A 20,254-nucleotide genomic window follows, 5' to 3' on the forward strand; every position below is an offset into this window, starting at 1 on the left:
CACGCACCGGCACAGGCCGGCACGCGGCGGGACGGACCCGGCGCCCGCGCTCACCGCCGTCTGACGACGAGCACGCGCTGCAGGATCACGAAGACCAGGAGCAGCACGCCGATGACGATCTTCGTCCACCAGGAGGACAGCGTGCCCTCGAAGGTGATGATCGTCTGGATCAGACCGAGCACGAGCACGCCGAGGACGGAGCCGAGCACGAAGCCGGTACCGCCCGTGAGGAGCGTGCCGCCGATGACCACGGCGGCGATCGCGTCGAGCTCCATGCCCACACCGGTCAGCGAGTAGCCCGACCGGGAGAACATCGCGAACAGCAGGCCGCCGATGCCGGCGCACGTGCCGCTCACCACGTACACGAGCACCTTCGTGCGCGCGACGGGAAGACCCATGAGCATCGCCGACTGCTCGCCGCCGCCGATCGCGTAGACCGTGCGGCCGAACTGCGTGTAGTGCAGGACGTAGAAGGCGATCGCCACGACGAGCAGCGCGATGACGACGGCCGTCGTGATCCGCCAGCCGTCGCCGAGCTCCCGGCTCCAGCTCGCGAGCGCGACGAACGACTCGTCCGTGATGGGGATGGACTGGAGGCTGATGACGTAGCACAGGCCGCGCGCGAGGAACATCGCGGCCAGCGTGGCGATGAACGGTTGGATCTCGAACACGTGCACCATGAGGCCGACCACGAGGCCGAGGACGGTGCCGATCAGCACCGAGATCGCGATGACGACCGCGACGGGCCAGCCGCTCTGCAGGAGCGACGCCGTCGTGATGCCCGAGAGCGCGACGACCGCGCCGACGGACAGGTCGATGCCACCCGTGAGGATCACGAAGGTCATGCCGACGGCGAGCACGATGAGGAACGAGTTGTTGATGAACAGGTTCGAGATCACGCGCGCCGAGAGGAAGTTCTCGTAGCGGCTGCCGCCCACGACGAGCATGAGGACGAGGACGACGAGCGTTCCGAGGACCGGCAGGTAGCGCCGGTCCAGGCGGAACCGGCCGAGTCGCGCTGCCATGGTCGGGCGGCCTCCGGTGGTGGCTGGTCCGGTACCCCGAGGGCCGGACGACGAGGTCGGAGCAGGAGTCTGGACGGCGGCCATCAGGCACCCACCTCCGCGGCCACGGCCGCGTTCGGTGCGGCACGCCGACGGCGTGCCGCGAGCTTGTCGCGGACCACCGGGGACTGCGCGAGGCACACGGCGATGACCACGACGGCCTTGAACAGCGGCGTCACGGACGGGGAGATGCCGAGCAGCGTCACGGTGAAGGTCAGCGTCTGGATGATGAGGACGCCGACGAGCGTCCCCGACAGCGAGAACTTGCCGCCCGCCAGCGACGTGCCCCCGATGACGACGGCGAGGATCGCGTCGAGCTCGATGAACAGGCCGGCGTTGTTCGCGTCGGCGGCCATCGTGCCGGACGAGATCATGAGCCCGGCGAGCCCCGCGAAGAGCGAGCACACCGCGTAGACCGTCCAGATGATGCTGCGCGAGCGCACGCCCGCGAGGCGGCTCGCGGCCGGGTTGATGCCGACGGACTCGATGAGCATCCCGAGCGCGGTCCGTCGGGTGAGGACCGCTACGGCCGCGAAGACCGCTCCGGCGACGAGCACGGCAACCGGCAGGCCGAGCCAGAAGCCCGAGCCGAGCGTCTTGAACGGCGCGCTCGTCACGGTGGTGATCTGCCCGCCCGTGATGAGCATCGCGATGCCACGGCCCGCCATCATGAGGACGAGCGTCGCGATGATGGGCTGGATGCCGACGACCGCGACGAGGAACCCGTTCCAGAGCCCGAGGACGAACGACAGCGCCAGTGCGAGCCCCATGGCGACGAGCACGGTCGTGACGCTGCCCGGGTCGGGCGACGAGGCGATGAAGGTCAGCGCGACCGCTCCCGAGATCGCGACGACCGCGCCGACCGACAGGTCGATGCCGCGCGTGGCGATGACGAGCGTCATCCCGAGGGCGACGAGCAGGAGCGGCGCTCCGTTCTTCAGCAGCAGGACGAGGGAGCCCTCCAGGTGACCGTCGCGGACGCTGACCGACAGGAAGCTCGGCCGGTTGATCGCGTTGGCCACGAGCAGCACGGCCAGGGCGACCAGCGGCCAGAACAGGCGGTGCTGCGTGACGCGGCGCACGGTGGGCGTCGTGGCGGTCATGAGTCGGATCCTCCGCTCGCGATGAGCTCGACGACGTCCTCGACCGTGACGTCGTCGTCGTTGGTGATCTCCGCGACCTTCCTGCGGTCGCGCAGGACGGCGATGCGGTGGCTGAGCCGCAGCACCTCCTCGAGCTCGGCCGAGATGAACACGACCGACATGCCCTCGCTCGCGAGCTGCGCCACGAGCTTCTGGATCTCCGCCTTCGCGCCGACGTCGATGCCGCGCGTGGGCTCGTCGAGGATGAGCAGCCTCGGCGCCGTCGCGAGCCAGCGCGCCAGCAGGACCTTCTGCTGGTTGCCGCCGGACAGGTTCTTGATCAGCGCGTCCGGGTTGGCGGGCCGGATGGACAGCGCGTCCATGTACTTCGTCACGAGCTCGTCGGCCTGGCGCGTGGGGACCCGTCGCAGCCAGCCGCGCTCGGCCTGGATGCCGAGGATGATGTTCTCGCGGATCGTCAGGTCGCCGACGATGCCCTCGGCCTTGCGGTGCTCCGACGAGAACGCGATCTTCCGCTGCATCGCGGCGCGCGGCGTCCGCAGGCGCACCGGCGAGCCCTCGACGACCGTCTGCCCGGTGTCCGCGTGGTCGGCCCCGGCGAGGAGCCGCGCGAGCTCGGTGCGCCCCGAGCCCAGCAGGCCCGCGAGCCCGACGACCTCGCCCGGGTAGACGTCGAGGTCGAACGGCTGGACGGACCCCTTGCGGCCGAGACCCACGGCCTGGACGAAGGGCGTGACGTCGGCGTTGTCGGCGACCGAGCGCTTGGGGGTCTCCTCGAGCGCGGACAGCACCTCGAGGGACGTGCCGATCATCTTCGACACGAGCTCGAGCCGCGGGAGCTCGGCGGTGCGGTACTCGCCGACGAGCTTTCCGTTGCGCAGGACCGTCATGCGGTCGGAGATCTCGTAGACCTGCTCGAGGAAGTGCGAGACGAAGAGGATCGCCACGCCCTCGTCCCGCAGGCGCCGGACGACGGCGAAGAGCTGGGCGACCTCGTCCGCGTCGAGGCTCGACGTCGGCTCGTCGAGGATGAGCACCTTGACGTCCACGACGAGGGCGCGGCAGATGGCGACGAGCTGCTGCACGGCGAGCGAGTGCGCGGAGAGCGACGACGCGGGGTCGATGCCGAGGTTGAGCCGAGCCAGCATGTCACCCGCACGGCGCCGCGTCGCGCGCCAGTCGATGGCTCCGAACCGGCGAGCCTCGTGGCCGAGCATGATGTTCTCGGCGACGGAGAGGTTCTCGCAGAGGTTGACCTCCTGGTACACCGGCGAGACGCCCGCCGACTGGGCCTCGCCCGGTCCGGAGAACGTGTGCTCGACACCGTCGACGACGATGCGTCCGGAGTCGATCGAGTAGACACCGGTGAGCGCCTTGATGAGCGTGGACTTGCCGGCGCCGTTCTCGCCCATGAGGGCGTGCACCTCGCCGGGGCGCAGGGTGAGGTCCACGCCGTCGAGCGCCTTGACGCCCGGGAACTCGATGGAGATCCCGGTCATCTCGACGACGGGCGGACCGTCCGGGCTGGGGGTTGTCATCGCTGACCTTCCGTGCGGTCGACGGCGGCCGGTCGACGTCGACCGGCCGGGCCTGGTTGGGCGGCCGCGCGCCGGGGCCTCGGTGGGCTCCCGGCGCGCGGCCGGTCCTCGGGGTGGGGGAACGCTACCGCGCTCTCCCCGGGGCGGGAACCCCGCTGGGGCTCGAGCTCCGCCGGGATCAGTACTCGCGGGTCGGCAGGGCCTCGATCGCCTGCTCCTGCGTGAAGGACTGGTCCTCGACCACGATGCGCTTCTCGACCTCCTCGCCGGCGACGACCTTCTTGATGATGTCGGCGAGGTCCGGGCCGAGCAGCGGATTGCACTCGACGATGAAGTTGATCTTGCCGTCGGCGAGGGCCTGCATGCCGTCCTTGACCGCGTCGATCGTCACGATCTTGATGTCCTCGCCCGGCACGAGGCCGGCGGCCTCGATGGCCTCGATGGCGCCGAGACCCATGTCGTCGTTGTGCGCGTAGACGAGGTCGATGTCGTCGTGCGCCTGGAGGAAGCCCTCCATGACCGTCTTGCCCTCGGCACGCGTGAAGTTGCCGGTCTGGGAGTCGATGATCGTCACGTTGGGGTTGTCGGCCGTGGCGTCCTCGAAGCCGGTCTTGCGGTCGATCGCCGGTGCGGCACCCGTCGTGCCCTGGAGCTCGACGACGTTGATCGGCTCGGTGGCGAGGTTCTCGGAGACCCACTCGCCGGCCATCTCGCCCTCGAGGACGAAGTCCGACCCGATGAACGACTCGTAGAGCGTCTCGTCCTCGGAGTCCACGGCGCGGTCGGTGAGGACCACGGGGATGCCGGCCTGCTTGGCCTCCTCGAGCACCGAGTCCCAGCCGGACTCGACGACCGGGGAGAACGCGATGACGTCGACGCCCTGCGCGATGTAGGACCGGATCGCCTGGATCTGGTTCTCCTGCTTCTGCTGCGCGTCGGAGAACTTCAGGTCGAACCCGTTCTCCGCGGTGAGGGTGTCCTGGATGGACTTGGTGTTCGCCGCGCGCCAGCCGGACTCGGCGCCGACCTGCGAGAAGCCGACGGAGATCGTGTCGCCGCTGCCGCCCCCGCTGTCCGCGGTGCCGTCGTCGCCCGTGTCGCTGCCGCTGCTGCACGCCGCGAGGGCGAGGACCGCCGCGCCGGCGAGGACTCCGGTCAGGCGCGTGCGCGCCTTCGTCGTGCTGAACATGCTCTCCTCCTTGAGATGCGGCCCCCGGCGCCGTGCCGAGGTCCCGTTCTGTCGTGCCAGCCCTTCATCGGGCTGTTGACTCTTGTTCGTACGTGTTCAGATGTGTCCATGTCTAGCGGTGTCACCAGCCCACCGCAAGCCCCTGAGGCCGCCTGTCGGATCACCGTTCGGTAACCCTTTCGGACCACCCGACGACTCTCCGGCCCACGCGACCCGCCGGCGAACCAGCACCCTGCTCGCCAGGCTTGAATGTGAACGCTAACACCCCCCTGGGCTGAGATGTTAGCGCTCACACGCTCTCCGGGGAAAGTCATTCCGGTCACGGTTGGATCACGACCGTGCCGCGGCACGCCTGACGTGCCGTCACGCGCCCCGAATTCACCCGATCGGCGCCGCCCGGGGCCAGCCGTCGTCGGTCCAGCCGAGCTCGTGCAGGGCGAGCCGGAAGTCACCGCCCTCGCGCTCGTCGTAGTAGTGGAACGCGAGCACGTCCGCTCCTCCTCCGGCGGACAGCGACTGCCCACCCGGGCCGATCGCCCAGCCGTCCGACGCGAGGAGCTCGGTCCCACCTCCGAGGGCCATGTCCTGCCCCTCGGCGTCGAGGAACGGTCCGGAGACGTCGCGCGAGCGCCCGACGGCGATCCGGTACGTCGAGTCCGTCCCGCGGCAGCACGAGTCCCACGACACGAAGAGGTAGTACCAGCCGTCCCGCTCGAGCAGCGCCGGCGCCTCGATCGCGTTGTCCGGCACGCCCGACCGCGACGCGACCGTCACCGGCTCCGCGCCCTCGGCGGGCTTGCCGCTCGGCCACTCGATCGGCACGGCCTGGATGCCGCCCCAGAACGAGCCGAAGAACAGCCACGGCTCGCCGTCCGCGTCCTCGACGACCGTCGGGTCGATCGCGTTGAAGTCGTCCTCGCCCGGCCGCGACCGCACGACGACGCCCTGGTCCGTCCACCCGTAGCCCGGGTCCGCCGGGTCGATCGTCGAACCGGTCGCGACGCCGATCGCCGAGTCGTTCGACCCGAACGTCGACGCCGAGTAGTAGAGGTACCAGGTCCCGTCGTGCTCGACGACCTCCGGCGCCCAGAAGTTCTCGACGCCGTCGATCTCGTCCCGCACCCACTGCGGGTCGCCGCTCGCGTCCCACGCGGTCCCCGCGTCCTGCCAGGTCCGCCCCGCGTCGTCGGACCGGCGGACCTGCGGGGAGCCGAAGCCCACGCGCACGTCGCCCGTCGAGTAGACGAACCAGGCCTCGCCGTCCGCGCCGGCGACCAGCGCCGGGTCGTGCACCCGCACGTCGCCCGTCGCCGGGCTCGCCGTCCCCGTCACGGGCTCCCACGGGCGCACGACGGCGAGCACGGCGCCGACCACGAGCACGACGGCGACGACGACCGCCGGCACGACGACGGCCGGTCGCGCGCGCCGCCGCGCCACCCGGGCTCCGCTCACGCGCGCGCCAGCCGCAGCACGGACCACGAGACGGCGGGGAGCTCGGCGCGGGCGCGGTCGTCCGCGACCTTCGCCGACGTGTTCACGACCGGGACGACGCTCGTCGCGTCGTCGGCGGTCGCCTGCCACGTGTGGTCCGGGTTGGAGAGCGTGAGCGCCTCGACGAGGCGCAGGCCGGGGAACCCGCGCAGGTCGACGTCGAGGTCGACCGCGCGCGTGGTCGAGCGGTTCACCGCGAACAGCACGACGTCGCCGGTCTCGGGGTCGTGCGTCGCGACGGCGTCGAGCACGGGGACGTCGCCGAAGCGGGCCGTCTCCTCCGCAGGCGACTGCACCGCGACGCGCAGCACGTCGCCCGCCGCGTGGCGCGCGGTGAGCGCGAACGGGTGGAACGTCGTCTGGCGCCAGGACCGGCCGCCCGGCTCGGTCATGATCGGCGCGATGACGTTGACGAGCTGCGCGAGCGACGCCGCGTGCACCCGGTCGGTGTTGCGCAGCAGCGAGACGAGCAGGTTGCCCACGACAACCGCGTCCGCGACGTTGTAGCGGTCCTCGAGCAGGACGGGTGCGACGGGCCAGTCGTCGCCCGACGGCGGCCGCGACTCGGCGCGCTTCTGGTACCAGACGTTCCACTCGTCGAACGAGATGGTGATCCGCTTGGTGTGCTTGCCTGCGGCGCGCACCTGGTCGGCGGTGGCGGCGACGGACTCCACGAAGTGGTCCATGTCCACGGCCGAGGCGAGGAACGACGCGAGGTCGCCGTCCTCCTCCCAGTAGTAGGCGTGCGCCGAGACGTGGTCGACGTGCTCGTACGCCTCCGTGAGCACGACCCGCTCCCACTCGCCGAACGTCGGCATGTCGGAGCTCGACGAGCCGCAGACCACGAGCTCCACCCCCGGGTCCATCATGCGCATCGCGCGGGCGGTCTCGGCCGCGAGCCGGCCGTACTCCTGCGGCGTCTTGTGCCCGATCTGCCACGGGCCGTCCATCTCGTTGCCGAGGCACCACATGCGGATGCGGTAGGGCTCCTCGACCCCGTTCGCGCGGCGTCGGTCCGACCAGAAGGAGCCGCCCGGGACGTTGCAGTACTCGAGCAGGTCGAGCGCCTCCTGCACGCCGCGCGTACCGAGGTTGACGGCCATCATCGGCTCGACGCCGGCCTTCGCGGCCCACCGCATGAACTCGTCGACGCCGACGGTGTTCGGGTCGCTCGAGTGCCACGCGAGGTCGAGACGCGTCGGGCGGGCGTCGACCGGACCGATGCCGTCCTCCCACCGGTAGCCCGACACGAAGTTGCCGCCCGGGTAGCGCACGGTCGTCACGCCGAGCTCGCGCGTGAGGTCGAGGACGTCGCCGCGGAACCCGTCCGCGTCGGCGGTCGGGTGGCCCGGGTCGTGGATGCCCGTGTAGACGCAGCGGCCGAGGTGCTCGACGAACGAGCCGAAGGTCCGGGGGCGGACGGGCCCGACGACGAAGGCCGGGTCGAGCGTGACGGTGGCGGCGTGCATGGGGTCCTCCGGGACGGTGCGGTCGCGACGGTCGGTCGCGGGTGTCGGTCGTGACGGCCCGTCGTGACGGCCCGCCGTGGTCGGGTGCTGGGTCAGGGGTCGAGACGCAGGAGGCGCACGCCGTGGGCGGGCACCTCCACGTCGACGAGGTGGTCGCCGCCGGTCGCGGCGCTCGGGGACACGAGCGGGACGCGCTCGCCGGTCCAGACGTCCACGAGGACCGGGGACGCGCCGTCGGCGGTCACGGCGAGCCCCGCGGACGCGGCCGGGACGACGACACGGCGCGGCGCCCCGGCGGTCGAGAAGATCCCGGCCCAGCGGACGCCGTCGAGCGTGCGGTCGCCGACGGCGCCCCACACGACCGTGTCGTCCTCGCGCAGCAGCTCGCGCCCGCCCGAGGACCGGTTCAGGACGTCGAGCACGTCGGCCCGGGTGAGGTCGGCGATCGTCGCGGCGTCGGACGCGGGCAGGTGCCCGCCGACGAACAGCGGCGAGCGCGCGAGGCACCACAGCGAGAGCATCGTGCGCCGCTCGGCCTCGGTGAGGAGGCTGTCGCGCGGCTCCCCGCGCTCGGCGCGCACGCCGATCCGCCCGAGCGGGAGCATGTCGGCGTCGGCCCACGCGCCGGGGCGCTGGTGCGGGGCCCAGCGCGCCAGGCGCGCGAGCTGCGCCTCGACGTCGTCCCAGCGGTCCCAGAGGTCGTCGCTCACGCGCCACATGTCGGCGTGCCGGCGGAGGTGGTCGAGGTGCGCGAGGGACAGCGAGGTCCCGGGCGAGAGCGACAGGACGACCTCACGGTCGTGCCGGTCCTCGGCGCGCGCGACGGCGGCGGCGAGGGCCTCGACGGCGCCCGCGTGGTACGGCGCGAGCATGTCGTCGACCTTGAGGAAGTCCACGCCCCACCCGACGACGCGGTCCACCTGGGCGTCGAGCCAGGCCCGCGCACCCGGGTGGGCGAGGTCGAGGCCGTAGTTGTCGCCGTTCCACGAGCACGTGCTCGAGCGGTCGGCGATCTCGCCGGTGCGGTACGGGGTGCCCGGGACGGGGAGGTCGGCCTCGACGGCGCGCCGCGGGATCCCGCGCATGAGGTGGACCCCGAACCGCAGACCGAGCTCGTGGACCTGGCGGGCGAGCGGCGCGAAGCCGGCGCCGTCCGCGGACGAGGGGAACCTCGCGGGGACCGGGCGCTGGACGCCGAGCTCGTCGAGCAGGACCGGTGCGGCGGTGTTGTAGCCGCCCGCGCGCGCCGTCGGCTCGTACCACTGGATGTCGACGACGACCGTCGACCAGCCGGCACCCGCCATGTGCTCGGCGAGGAAGCATGCGTTGTCCAGGACCTCGGCCTCGGTCACGGTGGTGCCGAAGCTGTCCCAGGAGTTCCACCCCATGGGGGGCGTCAAGGACGCGGTGCGGTGCATGCGTGGGGCCCCTCTCGGGCGGACGGTCGCCTCTCGACGATGACCGAGGCGACTTCTACAACGATGTAGATCGAGATGGTGCAGGTCGGGACCGGGGTTCGTCAAGCCCGTGCGTGCCGAGCGGTGAGCGAGTTCTACATCGTTGCAAATCCGTGACGACCCGCGCTTGACCGTGCGGCGGGCAGTGTGCAACCGTGCTCCCCATCGAGATTTTTCATCGATGTAAACGAGAGGTCGACGACGACGTCCGTGGCGGAACGTTCCGCCTCACCGACAGTCGCCCCCTGCGACCACAGGACCGAGAGGAACCGTGATGAGGAAGTCACGACTCATGGCCGGCGTCATGGCCGGGATCATCGTCGCGAGCACGGCGGCGTGCAGCAGCGGCTCCGGCGGGGACGACGGGCTCACGTTCATGTTCCGCGGCGGCCCGGACGAGAAGGCGGCGTACGAGGCCGCGATCGCGAAGTTCACCGAGGAGACCGGCGTCGAGGTGAAGATGATCGTCACCGACGCCGACCAGTACGCGACGAAGCTGCAGGCAGCCGTGTCGGGCAACAACGTGCCCGACGTCTTCTACGTCGAGCAGGCGACCCTCCAGTCCTACGTGGGCTCCGGCGTGCTCATGGACATCACCGACCAGGTCGAGGAGCAGGGCGTCGACCTCGACAACATCTGGGAGTACGGCGTCGACTCCTACCGCTTCGACGGCACGCTCCAGGGCACGCCCGACGGCCGCCTCTACGGCCTGCCCAAGGACGTCGGCCCGTTCGCCTTCGGGTACAACAAGACGATGCTCGAGGCCGCGGGCATCCCGCTGCCCGACAAGGACATCCCCCTGACGTGGGACGAGTTCGTCGCGATCAGCAAGCAGCTGACGACGGACACCGACGGCGACGGCGCGGTCGACCAGTGGGGCACCGGCCTCAACGTGCAGTGGAACCTGCAGTCGATGGTGTGGAGCAACGGCGGGGACTGGACGAACGAGGACCGCACCGAGGTCACGGTCGACACGCCGGAGTTCGCCGAGGCGCTCCAGGCGTTCGCCGACCTCACCAACGTCGAGGGCGTCACGCCGTCGGCGTCCGACGCCGCGACGCTCGACACGTACCAGCGCTGGATGGCCGGCGAGATCGGCTTCTTCCCCGTCGGGCCGTGGGACGTCAGCGTCTACAACGACCTCGAGTTCGACTACGACCTCATCCCCTGGCCGTCGCTGGGCGGCGAGGAGAGCGCCACGTGGATCGGGTCGCTCGGCATCGGCGTGTCCGCGACGACGTCGGACGCCGAGAACGCCGTGAAGCTCGCGACCTACCTGTCGACCGACCCCGACGCGCAGCAGACGCTCGTCGACGCGAACATCCAGGTGCCCAACCTGAAGGACATGGCGCAGGAGTGGGCCGCCGCGCCCGACGCCGAGCCGGCGAACCGCCAGGAGTTCCTCGACATCGTGGAGGACTACGGTCGCGCGATGCCCGCCGCCTTCACGTACGGCGCGGAGTGGTACGACGAGCTGTGGGTCAACATCCAGCCCGTCCTCGACGGCAAGACGACGGCCGCCGACTACCTCGCCGAGACGCAGCCGAAGATGCAGACGCTGCTCGACGAGTCGAACGCCAACGCCGAGCAGGCCGCGGCCGGGAGCTGACCCGTCCGGCACGGTCGTCGGGCAGACTCCCCGACGACCGTGCTCGACGGCACCCGCACCAGCACCGAGAGGAACCCCCGATGACGCAGATCGCGGACGTCACCGACGACGCCACGAGCCCGCCCGGCGTGATCCCGCCGTCCCCGGCTCTGCGCAGCGCGAAGCAGCGCCGGCACCTGCACCGCACGGAGCACCGCTGGGCCCTGGCGTTCATCGCCGCGCCCGTGCTCGGCTTCCTGGCCTTCACGCTGTACCCGCTCGGGTTCGCGATCTACGCGTCCTTCACGAGCTGGAACGGTCTCGGGCCGATGCGCTTCGTCGGGCTCGAGAACTACTCGACGCTCCTCACCGACGAGTACTTCCACAAGAGCCTGTTCAACACGTTCTTCTACATGATCGGCATCCCGATCGGGATCGTCCTCGCGCTGGCGCTCGCCATCGCGCTGAACCGCAGGATCCCCGGGCGCACGTTCTTCCGCACCGTCTACTACGTGCCCGTGATCTCGTCGCTCGCCGCGATCGCGATCGTGTGGCAGTTCGCCTACAACGGCGACTTCGGCCTGATCAACCAGGTCCTGTCGTGGTTCGGGATCGACGGGCCGGACTGGCTCCAGAACACCGCGACCGTGAAGCCGGCGATCATCATCATGGCCGTCTGGAAGGGCCTCGGGTACTCGATGCTGCTGTACCTGGCGGCGATCCAGTCGGTGCCCACGTCGCTCTACGAGGCCGCGGCGCTCGACGGCGCGAACGGCTTCCAGAAGTTCCGCTCCATCACGCTGCCGATGGTCCGCCCCGTCACGTTCTTCATCGTCGTCACGAACGTCATCGGCGGCGCCCAGCTCTTCACCGAGGTCAACATCATGACCCCGAACGGCGGCCCGGAGTTCAGCTCCGCCACCGTGGTCTGGTACATCGTGCGCAAGGCCTTCAAGTACCAGCAGATGGGCTACGCGACGGCGATGGCCGTCGTCCTCGGGCTGATCATCCTCGTCATCACGCTCATCCAGTTCCGCCTCAACCGGCGCAACAGCTTCAGCATCGACTGAGGGCAGGAGACACGACCATGAGCACCCCCCTCGCCGGTGGCACCACGCGCTACCGCGTCACCAACATCGTCCTGCTCGTCGTGCTGGGCATCTTCGCCGTCGTGATGATCGCGCCGCTGCTGTGGATGTTCACCACGTCGATCAAGACCAAGGCCGAGGTCTTCGCGCTGCCGCCCGTGTGGTGGCCGTCGGAGCCGCAGTGGGACACGTACGTCCGGATGTGGTCGGACGCGCCGATCCTCTCGGGCTTCAAGAACAGCATCATCGTGTCCGTCACGGCCACGGTCGTCGGGTCGTTCACGTCGGCGCTCGCGGCGTTCGCGCTCGCGAAGATGCGGCTGCCGGGCAAGAACGCGATCTTCATCGCGCTGCTCACCGGCATCATGATCCCGTTCCCGACCGTCATGATCCCGCAGTTCGTCATGTTCTCGCGGCTGCACTGGGTCGACACCCTGCTGCCGCTCATCGTGCCGCTGCTCTTCGGCAACATCGTGATGATCTTCTTCCTGCGCCAGTACCTGCAGTCCGTCCCCGACTCCCTCGTCGAGGCGGCGAAGCTCGACGGCGCGTCGTACTTCCAGGTCTTCCGCGTCATGATCATGCCGATGATCCGGCCGGCGATCGCCGCCCAGTTCATCCTCTGGTTCATGACGGTCTGGAACGACTACCTCGCGCCGATCCTGTACCTGAACTCCCCGGAGAAGCAGACCATCCAGGTGGTCATCGCCAACCTCAACGTCGAGTTCGCCACGCAGCGCGACTACCCGCTGATCATGGGTGCGTCGTTCGTCGCGCTCTTGCCGATCCTCGTGGTCTTCCTGGTCTTCCAGCGCCAGATCATCGAGTCCGTCGCGCTCACCGGGTCGAAGGGCTGAGCGTGCCCGCCCCGACCACCCCGACCGCGTCGGGCCCGGTGTCGGATGCGCCTTCCCTCGGCGCACCCGACACCCCCCGGGCCACCGTGCCGGCCGCGCCAGACGCGCCGGATGCGCCCGACACGTCCGCGTGGGGCCCGCGCCACGCGCACGACCCGACGGCCGTCGTCGACGACGACGGCACCTACTGGCTGTTCTCGACCGACGCGTCCGCCGAGGGGCCTGTGCGGGGAGGCGTCCAGGTCCGCCGCTCGACCGACCTCGTCACGTGGGAGTTCCACGGTTGGGCGCTGCCCGGCGTCCCGGGGCCGGCGGCGGCGTGGTCCGGGGCGAGCGGCCTGTGGGCGCCCGAGGTCGTGCGCGCCGACGACGAGTGGCGCATGTACTACTCGGCGTCGAGCTTCGGCTCCCGCCGGTCCGCCATCGGTCTAGCGACGGCGCCGCACCCCCGCGGCCCGTGGGCCGACTGGGGCGTCGTCGTCGCGAGCGAGCACGTCCCCGCGCCCGAGGGGCTCGAGCACCCGAACGCGATCGACGCGAACGTCGTGACGGAGGCGGACGGGAGCCAGTGGCTCGTGTACGGATCGTTCTTCGCCGGGATCCACGCGCTCCGGCTCGACCCCGAGACCGGCTTCGTCGCCGACGAGCCCGCGCCCGGCACGCTGCACGACGCCCCGGGCACGCTCCTCGCGCGCCGACCCCGCTCGGTCGACGGGGCGATCGAGGGCGCGTTCGTCCTCCCGCGTCCCGGCGGCGGCTGGGCGATGCTCGTGAGCTACGGTTCGCTCTTCTCCACGTACCACCTGCGCGTCGCGGTGTCCGACTCCGTCACCGGCCCCTACCTCGACCGCACGGGCCACGACCTGCGCGACCTCGAGTCCCCGCCTGACGAGGTCGGCACCGCGGTGCTCGCCGGTCACCGCTTCCCCGGCGGCCCCGGCCTCCTCGCCCCGGGACACGCGTCGGTCCTCACCGAACCTGGCCGCCAGCTCCTCGTGCACCACGTGCGCGAGGCCGAGGACCCGACGCAGCACCGCGTCGAGGTGCGCCGCCTCGTGTGGACGCACGACGGCTGGCCGCTCGTCGCACCGCAGCCCTGGGCCGGTCCCGACCGCGAGAACGACGACGCCGCGCGCTGGCCCGCGAGCGTCGACGTCCTGGACGGCACGTGGGAGCTCCTCCACCTGGCGGACCGCCCGGACGACGTGCAGGACGCCCGGTCCGGTCGCCTCGACGTCGCCCCCGGCTCGGCACGCGCGCTCGGCCAGGGCCGCTTCACCTGGACGACGGCGACCGGCACCCCGGTCTCCGCGGTCGTCTTCCCGTCGTGGGACGCCGTGCGCGGGCGTCCGGCACCGTCGGTCGTCGCGATCGGGTCCGACGGGCGCGTGGTCGCGGGAACGCGCACCGACGCCCCCGGCCCTGGGACCATCGACGCATGACCGACTCGGCCCGGCCCCGCACCGCGGACCCCGACGACACGAGAAGCCGGCGGCCGCTCGACGAGCGTCGCCCGTCCGGCGACGAGGTACCCGGCTGGGCCGGGCGCGTCATGACCGTGCTGCGGTTCGTCACGCAGCTCGTCGCGATCAACCTCCTGATGCTCGCCGGGAGCGTGGCAGGGCTCGTCGTCGCCGGGTTCGCGCCGGCCCTGCACGCGGGTGGGCTGCTCCTCGCACGCCTGGTCGACGGCGACCCGTCCGACCACCTGTGGCGCGACTTCTGGGGTGCCTGGACGGGCGCGTGGCGCCGGACGGTGCTGCTCGGCCTCCCGGTCGTCGCCGCGGCGCTGGTCCTCCTGCTCGACGCCCAGGTGCTGCGCGTCATGGACGGCCCCGCCGCCGCGGCGCTGCGCACGGGCGGCGTCGTCGTCGCGCTCTGGGTCCTCGTCGTGACGGCCTACCTTCCCGCCGTGACACGTCGCTACGACGAGCCGTGGGCCCCCACGTGGCGCTTCCTCGTCCTCTCCCCCGCGATCGGGCCGCTCGTGGCAGTCGCGATGCTCGTCACGTGCGCCGTCGTCGCGGTCGTGCTGATCTACCTGCCGGTGCTCGGCCCGCTGCTGGGCCTCAGCGTCCCCGTGCTCGCGACGGGTCTGCTCGCCGACGGCCGCCTCGACCGGCTCGACACCGCCGCGCGGTAGTCGTCGGGCCGGTCGTCACGGGCTGGGTTGGGTTCGCGGTGCGGGCGGCCTCGGTGCTCGGGCTGGCTGGGTCCGCGGTGGGCGCGGCGTCGGTGCTCGGGCTGGCTGGGTCCGCGGTGGGCGCGGCGTCGGTGCTCGGGCTGGCCGCGCCGTCACCACAGATTCTCGGCGGTGGGTTCTCGGAGCGCGGCCTTGACGCCCTTCGCATCCGACCCCGCCCCCACCGCTCAGCCGTCCGGGCCGACGTGGTCGCCGGACGACGCCGGCTCCCTCAGCCGTCGGCCTGTCGTGTCGCCGTGGCGATCGAAGGCCAGGGCGAGGCGACGCCGGGAGGGGCGGAGGGGGGCGCCGCGTCGTGGTGGGCCTGGCGGGAGCGGCCCGAGGGACGAGGGCCGCGGATGGTAGACGCGGCGCCCCCCTCTGCCCCTCCACCCAGGGTGACCTCGGTCCGCCGATCGGCGACGACCGTCAGCCGGCGATCTGCTCGCGGACGGGTTCGACGGTCTCGATGCGACCCTGCTGGACGGCGACGACCTTCTCGCCGCCGCCGGTGGGCACGTCGCCGGTCGACTCGCGGCCGACGATCGACGAGTCGGGCACGACGCGACGGAACGGCGCCGGCTCGCCCGCGCCCCGCGCGTCGATCCGCGCGACGAGGAGCTCGACGGCGCGGGCCGCGATCTGCTCCCGCCCCGGAGAGACCGACGAGATGGTGGGCACCGAGTAGCGCACGTCGTCCACGTCGTCGAAGCCGATGAGCGCGACGTCGCCCGGGACGTCGACGCGACGTGCGTGGAGCGCGTGCAGCGCGCCGAGGGCCATGGCGTCGTTGAGCGCGAAGACGGCGTCGATCTCGACGCCGGAGTCGAGGAGCCGGCCCATCGTCTCGGCGCCGGTCGCGCGGTGCCAGAGGCCGGCCTCGCCGACGAGGCGGGGGTCGAACGCGATGCCCGCGTCCGCGAGCGCCTGCTGGTAGCCCTCGAGACGCAGGGCTGCGGACCCGACCGCCTCGCCCGCGTGCGCCCCGACGACGGCGATGCGGCGCCGGCCGAGCGCGACGAGGTGCGTGGTCGCGGCGCGCGCGGCGGCGACGTTGTTCATCGTCACGTGGTCCGCCGGTGCGCCGAAGACGCGCTCCCCGAGCACCACGAGCGGGAACGTGACGTCGAACAGCGGCAGGTCGGACGGTCCGAGGGCGAGCGGCGAGAAGATCACGCCGTCGGTCATGTCCTGGTAGCGCCCGGAGAGCACCTGCGCCTCGCGCTCGCGGGTCGCGTTCGTCTGCTCGATGAGCACCGTGTACCCGTGGGACTCCGCGGCCCGGATCACCGAGTCGGCGAGCTCCGCGAAGTACGGCAGCGACAGCTCGGGCACCGCGAGCGTGATCATCCCGGTGCGCCGCGTGCGCAGGTTGCGCGCCGAGACGTTCATCCGGTAGCCGAGGTGCTCGATCGCCTCCTCGACCCGCCGACGCGTCTCGGGCCGCACGTGCGGGTAGGCGTTGACGACGTTCGACACCGTCTTGACCGAGACACCGGCGCGGGCCGCCACGTCGTGCATCGTCACCGGCAAGCTGCTCACTCCTTCGGGATTCCGCGCCCCCACGGGCCGGGATGGGTCAACTGTGCCACGCGTGACCCCTGGCGGGGTGTGCTCGCACGGTGACGTGCTGGAAGCGTCGTCGACGCACACTCTACATCGTTGTAAAGTGAGAGTGTCGCCCTGCCGGACCAGCTCGACCATCGGTTCGGGCCAGCGCGACGGACACCCCGGCTCTCATGACGCACCGCCGGACCACCACGAGCGAGGATCCCGATGACGCACCCCCGCGCCCGCGTGGCGCTGCACCCCGACTTCCGGGTCGGCCCGATCGACCGCCGCCTGTTCGGCTCCTTCGTGGAGCACCTCGGCCGCGCCGTTTACACCGGCATCTACGAGCCCGGTCACGCCACCGCCGACGAGCACGGCTTCCGCCGCGACGTCGCCGACCTGACGCGCGAGCTCGGCGTGACGATGCTCCGCTACCCCGGCGGCAACTTCGTCTCGAACTACCGCTGGGAGGACGGCGTCGGACCGGTCGAGGACCGCAAGCCCTTCCTCGACCTCGCCTGGCGAACGGTCGAGCCGAACCTCGTCGGCACCGACGAGTTCCTGCAGTGGGCCGAGCGCGAGGGCTTCGAGCCGATGATGGCCGTCAACCTCGGCACGCGCGGCGTCGAGGCCGCGGCCGCGCTCGTCGAGTACTGCAACGGCGAGGCCGGCACGCGCTGGGCCGACCTGCGCATCGCCCACGGGCGTACAGAGCCCTACGCCGTGAAGCTGTGGTGCCTCGGCAACGAGATGGACGGCCCCTGGCAGATCGGCCACAAGGACGCGCACGAGTACGGCAAGCTCGCCGCCGAGGCCGGCAAGGCGATGAAGCTCGTCGACCCGTCGATCTCGCTCGTCGTGTGCGGGTCGTCGTCGATGCAGATGGACACGTTCGGCGAGTGGGAGCAGACGGTCCTGTCGTACACGTACGACCTCGTCGACCACGTCTCGATGCACGCCTACTACGAGGAGCTCGACGGCGACCGCGCGTCGTTCCTCGGCTCCGGCACGGCGATGGACCGCTTCATCGACCGGGTCGTCGCGTCCGCCGACGCCGTGGGCGCGCGCCGCCGCTCGGACAAGAAGATCACCATCAGCTTCGACGAGTGGAACGTCTGGTACCTCGAGTCCCGCTTCCCGGGCGAGACGAACCTGCCGGTCCAGCGCGACGCGCCGCGCATCATCGAGGACGTCTACTCGGCGCTCGACGCCGTCGTCGTGGGCGACCTGCTCGTCACGCTGCTCAACCACGCGGACCGCGTGCCCGTCGCGGCGCTCGCGCAGCTCGTCAACGTCATCGCGCCGATCATGACCGAGCCGGGCGGCGAGGCGTGGCGCCAGCCGACGTTCCACCCGTTCGCCACGACGGCGCGCCTCGCGCAGGGTGAGGCGCTCGACGTGCGCGTGGACTCCCCCACCACGACGACGAAGCGCCACGGCGAGGTACCCCTGGTCACCGCGGCGGCGACGCACGACCCGGAGACCGGCGCGCTCGCGCTGTTCCTCACCAACCGGTCGGCCGAGCCGGTCGAGGTCGACGTCGAGCACCTCGGCCTGGGCGTCGAGCTCACCGAGGGCTGGCGCATGGTCGCCGACCACGAGGCCGCCGTGGAGGGCCCCGCGCACGCGCGCAAGGTCGTCGACGCGTGCTGGTCGGCGGTGGACCTCGCGGTCGACGTCGCGAGCAGCTCGACGGGTCGGAACGGCTCCCGCACGACGACGGTCCTGCTCGCGCCCGAGTCGTGGACCGCGCTGGCCGGGACGGTCCGCACGGCCTGACCCGCGCCGTCGGGCATCGCCACCTGCACACCGGCGAGCGCGACGCCGAACCCCGGGTTACGCCCCCATCGACGGTCTGATGAGGGCGTAACCCGGGGTTCGGCACATCAGGTGACGCGGACGCGCGGGGCGTCAGGGGCAGGTCAGTGCCGCGTGCTCGACCGTGCGCGAGACCGCTCGCTCCCCCGCCGTCGCCGTCACGGTGACGCTGCCCTCCGCGACCTCGGACGAGCGCACGGCGAACGCCTGGTAGGCGGAGCGCCCAGGGGCGACGCCCACCACCGTGCGCGAGCCGTACGGCGTGGACAGCGCGATCGTCACCGGCTCCGTGCTGGCCGAGGTGGCGCGCACCGCGAGGTAGGCCGACCCGCCGAGGCACCGCGGCTGCGCGACGACGTCGCCGAGGGCCACGGCCTCCGTCACGGCGAGCGACGCCGTCGGGCTCACGACGCTCCCGTGCGCGTTCTGCACGATTGCGCGCGCGAGCAGGCCGTCGTCGTCGGCCCCGACCGCGGGCAGCTCGAGCGACGCCGAGCCGTCCACCGCGCGGCGCCCCGGCGCGGCCTGCTCCCAGGTCGAGCCACCGTCGCGCGACGTCTCCCACGTGACGACGGGGGTCGGCGTGCCGGACACGTCGACCGCGAACGTCGCGGCGTCGCCCAGGGCGACGTCCGCGTCCTGCGGCCCGGAGAGCACGGCCGGGACCTCGACCGTGGCGTCCACGACCGGCCAACCGTCCACCCACGCGAGGCGCTGCAGCCCGAGCGTGGGGAGGTAGGGGAGCTGCGCGTTCGACGCGTCGTAGTAGTGGAACGCGAGCACGTCGTCGAACACCGACTGCCCACCGGGACCGACGACGGCGCCGTGCGTGTCGAGCAGCGTCGTCCCGCCGCCGCCGACCATGTCGCGGCCCTCGGCGTCGAGGTACGGGCCCGTGACGGAGCGCGAGCGCCCGACGGCCACGTGGTAGGTGCTGTCGGCGCCCTGGCAGCACGCGTCGAACGACACGAGCAGGTAGTACCAGCCGTCGTGCTCGGTGATGAACGGCGCCTCGACGCGGTTGCCCGGGGCGAACCGGTCGACGAGGTGGACGGCGTCGGCGACCCCACCGGCGACGGGCTTGCCGCTGGGCCACGCGATCTCGACGAGGAAGATCCCGTACCAGTGGGAGCCGATCGCCATGTACGGCGTGCCGTCGGCGTCCTCGACGATCCCCGCGTCGATCGCGTTGAACGTCTTGGCGCCCGCGATGTCCTGAGGCGACTCGATGACGAGGCCCTGGTCGACCCACTCGTAGTCCGGGTCGTCGGGGTCGAGCGTCGTGTTGGTGGCGAGCGCCGTGAGGGACGTGTTCGCGCCGAAGCGCGACGCCGAGTAGTAGAGGTAGTACGTGCCGTCGTGCTCGTAGACCTCGGGCGCCCAGAGGTTGTCGGGGAGCGCGCCGTCGGCGAAGTGCTCGTCGATCCAGGCCGGGATCTCGTCCCAGACCGTGCCCTCGGACTCCCACGTGACGCCGTCGTCGGCGGACGACCAGACCTGGATGGTGCCGCCCTTCTCGCGGTTCACGAGGCCGGTCGAGTACACGTACCAGGTGCCGTCGTCGGCGACGACGAGCGCGGGGTCGTGAATCGGGGACGTCGCGCCCGTGACGGACAGGCCGCCCGTCGGGAGGTCGGCCGCTGGCAGGGCCTCATGCAGAGCAGCGCCGGCGGGTCCGGCGCTCGGGGGGCCGGTGGCGGGCCCGGCGTCGGCCACGGCCGGCCCGGCGAGCAGCGCCCCGGTGAGGCCGACGGCGAGCGCGGACGCGGCGGCGAGCCGTGCGCGGAGCCCGCGCCCTCGTGTCGGTGCGGTGGACGTGCGATGCATGTCGATCCCTTCTACATCGTTGTAAAGGTGGG

Annotated in this window: 15 protein-coding genes; 6 read left to right on the top strand and 9 right to left on the bottom strand. The window is 71.8% G+C overall.

Annotated features, from left to right (window positions below; translation table 11 throughout):
• Nucleotides 1-50: 50 nt before the first annotated feature.
• From yjfF to ACZCLJ_RS08660, 7 genes are all read right to left on the bottom strand, one after another.
• Entirely contained in the window at nucleotides 51-1,025 is a 975-nt protein-coding gene (gene yjfF / locus ACZCLJ_RS08630) for a galactofuranose ABC transporter, permease protein YjfF (RefSeq protein WP_463106136.1), read from the bottom strand.
• Nucleotides 1,026-1,108: 83 nt separating this feature from the next.
• Nucleotides 1,109-2,167, bottom strand: a complete 1,059-nt coding sequence (locus ACZCLJ_RS08635) for an ABC transporter permease (RefSeq protein ID WP_251153431.1) — start codon at nucleotides 2,165-2,167, stop codon at nucleotides 1,109-1,111.
• The gene (locus ACZCLJ_RS08640; RefSeq protein ID WP_251153430.1) at nucleotides 2,164-3,705 is read right to left on the bottom strand and encodes a sugar ABC transporter ATP-binding protein; all 1,542 of its coding nucleotides are present in this window, start codon (nucleotides 3,703-3,705) and stop codon (nucleotides 2,164-2,166) included. Before ACZCLJ_RS08640 ends, ACZCLJ_RS08635 begins: the two co-directional genes overlap by 4 nt.
• 178 nt (nucleotides 3,706-3,883) lie before the next feature.
• Nucleotides 3,884-4,894 (bottom strand): ABC transporter substrate-binding protein, encoded by a 1,011-nt coding sequence (locus ACZCLJ_RS08645; RefSeq protein WP_251153429.1) that lies wholly within the window; start codon nucleotides 4,892-4,894, stop codon nucleotides 3,884-3,886.
• Nucleotides 4,895-5,272: 378 nt separating this feature from the next.
• Complete coding sequence (locus ACZCLJ_RS08650; protein ID WP_463106137.1) at nucleotides 5,273-6,346, bottom strand: arabinan endo-1,5-alpha-L-arabinosidase; 1,074 nt, start codon at nucleotides 6,344-6,346, stop codon at nucleotides 5,273-5,275.
• Nucleotides 6,343-7,854: an arabinosylfuranosidase ArfA gene (gene arfA, locus ACZCLJ_RS08655; RefSeq protein WP_463106138.1), complete on the bottom strand. Its 1,512-nt coding sequence runs from the start codon at nucleotides 7,852-7,854 to the stop codon at nucleotides 6,343-6,345. Before arfA (ACZCLJ_RS08655) ends, ACZCLJ_RS08650 begins: the two co-directional genes overlap by 4 nt.
• A 92-nt stretch (nucleotides 7,855-7,946) precedes the next feature.
• Nucleotides 7,947-9,272, bottom strand: a complete 1,326-nt coding sequence (locus ACZCLJ_RS08660; protein WP_463106139.1) for a glycoside hydrolase family 27 protein — start codon at nucleotides 9,270-9,272, stop codon at nucleotides 7,947-7,949.
• Nucleotides 9,273-9,585: 313 nt separating this feature from the next.
• On the opposite strand from ACZCLJ_RS08660, the gene ACZCLJ_RS08665 reads away from it, so the two are divergent.
• The 5 genes from ACZCLJ_RS08665 (at nucleotide 9,586) to ACZCLJ_RS08685 (ending at nucleotide 14,987) form a co-directional block, all read left to right on the top strand.
• Entirely contained in the window at nucleotides 9,586-10,920 is a 1,335-nt protein-coding gene (locus ACZCLJ_RS08665) for an ABC transporter substrate-binding protein (protein WP_463106140.1), read from the top strand.
• A gap of 80 nt (nucleotides 10,921-11,000) precedes the next feature.
• Nucleotides 11,001-11,969, top strand: coding sequence for a carbohydrate ABC transporter permease (locus tag ACZCLJ_RS08670; protein ID WP_463106141.1), 969 nt, complete (start codon nucleotides 11,001-11,003; stop codon nucleotides 11,967-11,969).
• A 17-nt stretch (nucleotides 11,970-11,986) separates the two neighbouring features.
• Nucleotides 11,987-12,844: a carbohydrate ABC transporter permease gene (locus tag ACZCLJ_RS08675; RefSeq protein WP_251153423.1), complete on the top strand. Its 858-nt coding sequence runs from the start codon at nucleotides 11,987-11,989 to the stop codon at nucleotides 12,842-12,844.
• A gap of 86 nt (nucleotides 12,845-12,930) precedes the next feature.
• Nucleotides 12,931-14,286, top strand: a complete 1,356-nt coding sequence (locus ACZCLJ_RS08680) for an arabinan endo-1,5-alpha-L-arabinosidase (protein ID WP_463106142.1) — start codon at nucleotides 12,931-12,933, stop codon at nucleotides 14,284-14,286.
• Nucleotides 14,283-14,987 carry a YesL family protein gene (locus tag ACZCLJ_RS08685; RefSeq protein WP_463106143.1) on the top strand — a complete coding sequence of 235 codons (705 nt, stop codon included), beginning with the start codon at nucleotides 14,283-14,285 and terminating at the stop codon, nucleotides 14,985-14,987. The genes ACZCLJ_RS08680 and ACZCLJ_RS08685 overlap by 4 nt, the downstream gene beginning before the upstream one ends.
• Before the next feature lie 468 nt (nucleotides 14,988-15,455).
• Here the strand turns inward: ACZCLJ_RS08685 and ACZCLJ_RS08690 are convergent, their stop codons facing one another.
• A complete protein-coding gene (locus ACZCLJ_RS08690) occupies nucleotides 15,456-16,547 on the bottom strand; it encodes a LacI family DNA-binding transcriptional regulator (protein ID WP_463106384.1) in 1,092 nt (363 codons plus the stop codon).
• 255 nt (nucleotides 16,548-16,802) lie between these two features.
• Here ACZCLJ_RS08690 and arfA (ACZCLJ_RS08695) point away from each other — a divergent pair, with 255 nt between their 5' ends.
• A complete protein-coding gene (arfA, locus tag ACZCLJ_RS08695) occupies nucleotides 16,803-18,356 on the top strand; it encodes an arabinosylfuranosidase ArfA (protein ID WP_463106144.1) in 1,554 nt (517 codons plus the stop codon).
• A 132-nt stretch (nucleotides 18,357-18,488) separates the two neighbouring features.
• On the opposite strand, the gene ACZCLJ_RS08700 is transcribed toward arfA (ACZCLJ_RS08695), so the two are convergent.
• Entirely contained in the window at nucleotides 18,489-20,222 is a 1,734-nt protein-coding gene (locus ACZCLJ_RS08700; RefSeq protein ID WP_463106145.1) for a glycoside hydrolase family 43 protein, read from the bottom strand.
• Between the last annotated feature and the right edge of the window lie 32 nt (nucleotides 20,223-20,254).

Source organism: Cellulosimicrobium sp. So1_17, from assembly GCF_055181235.1.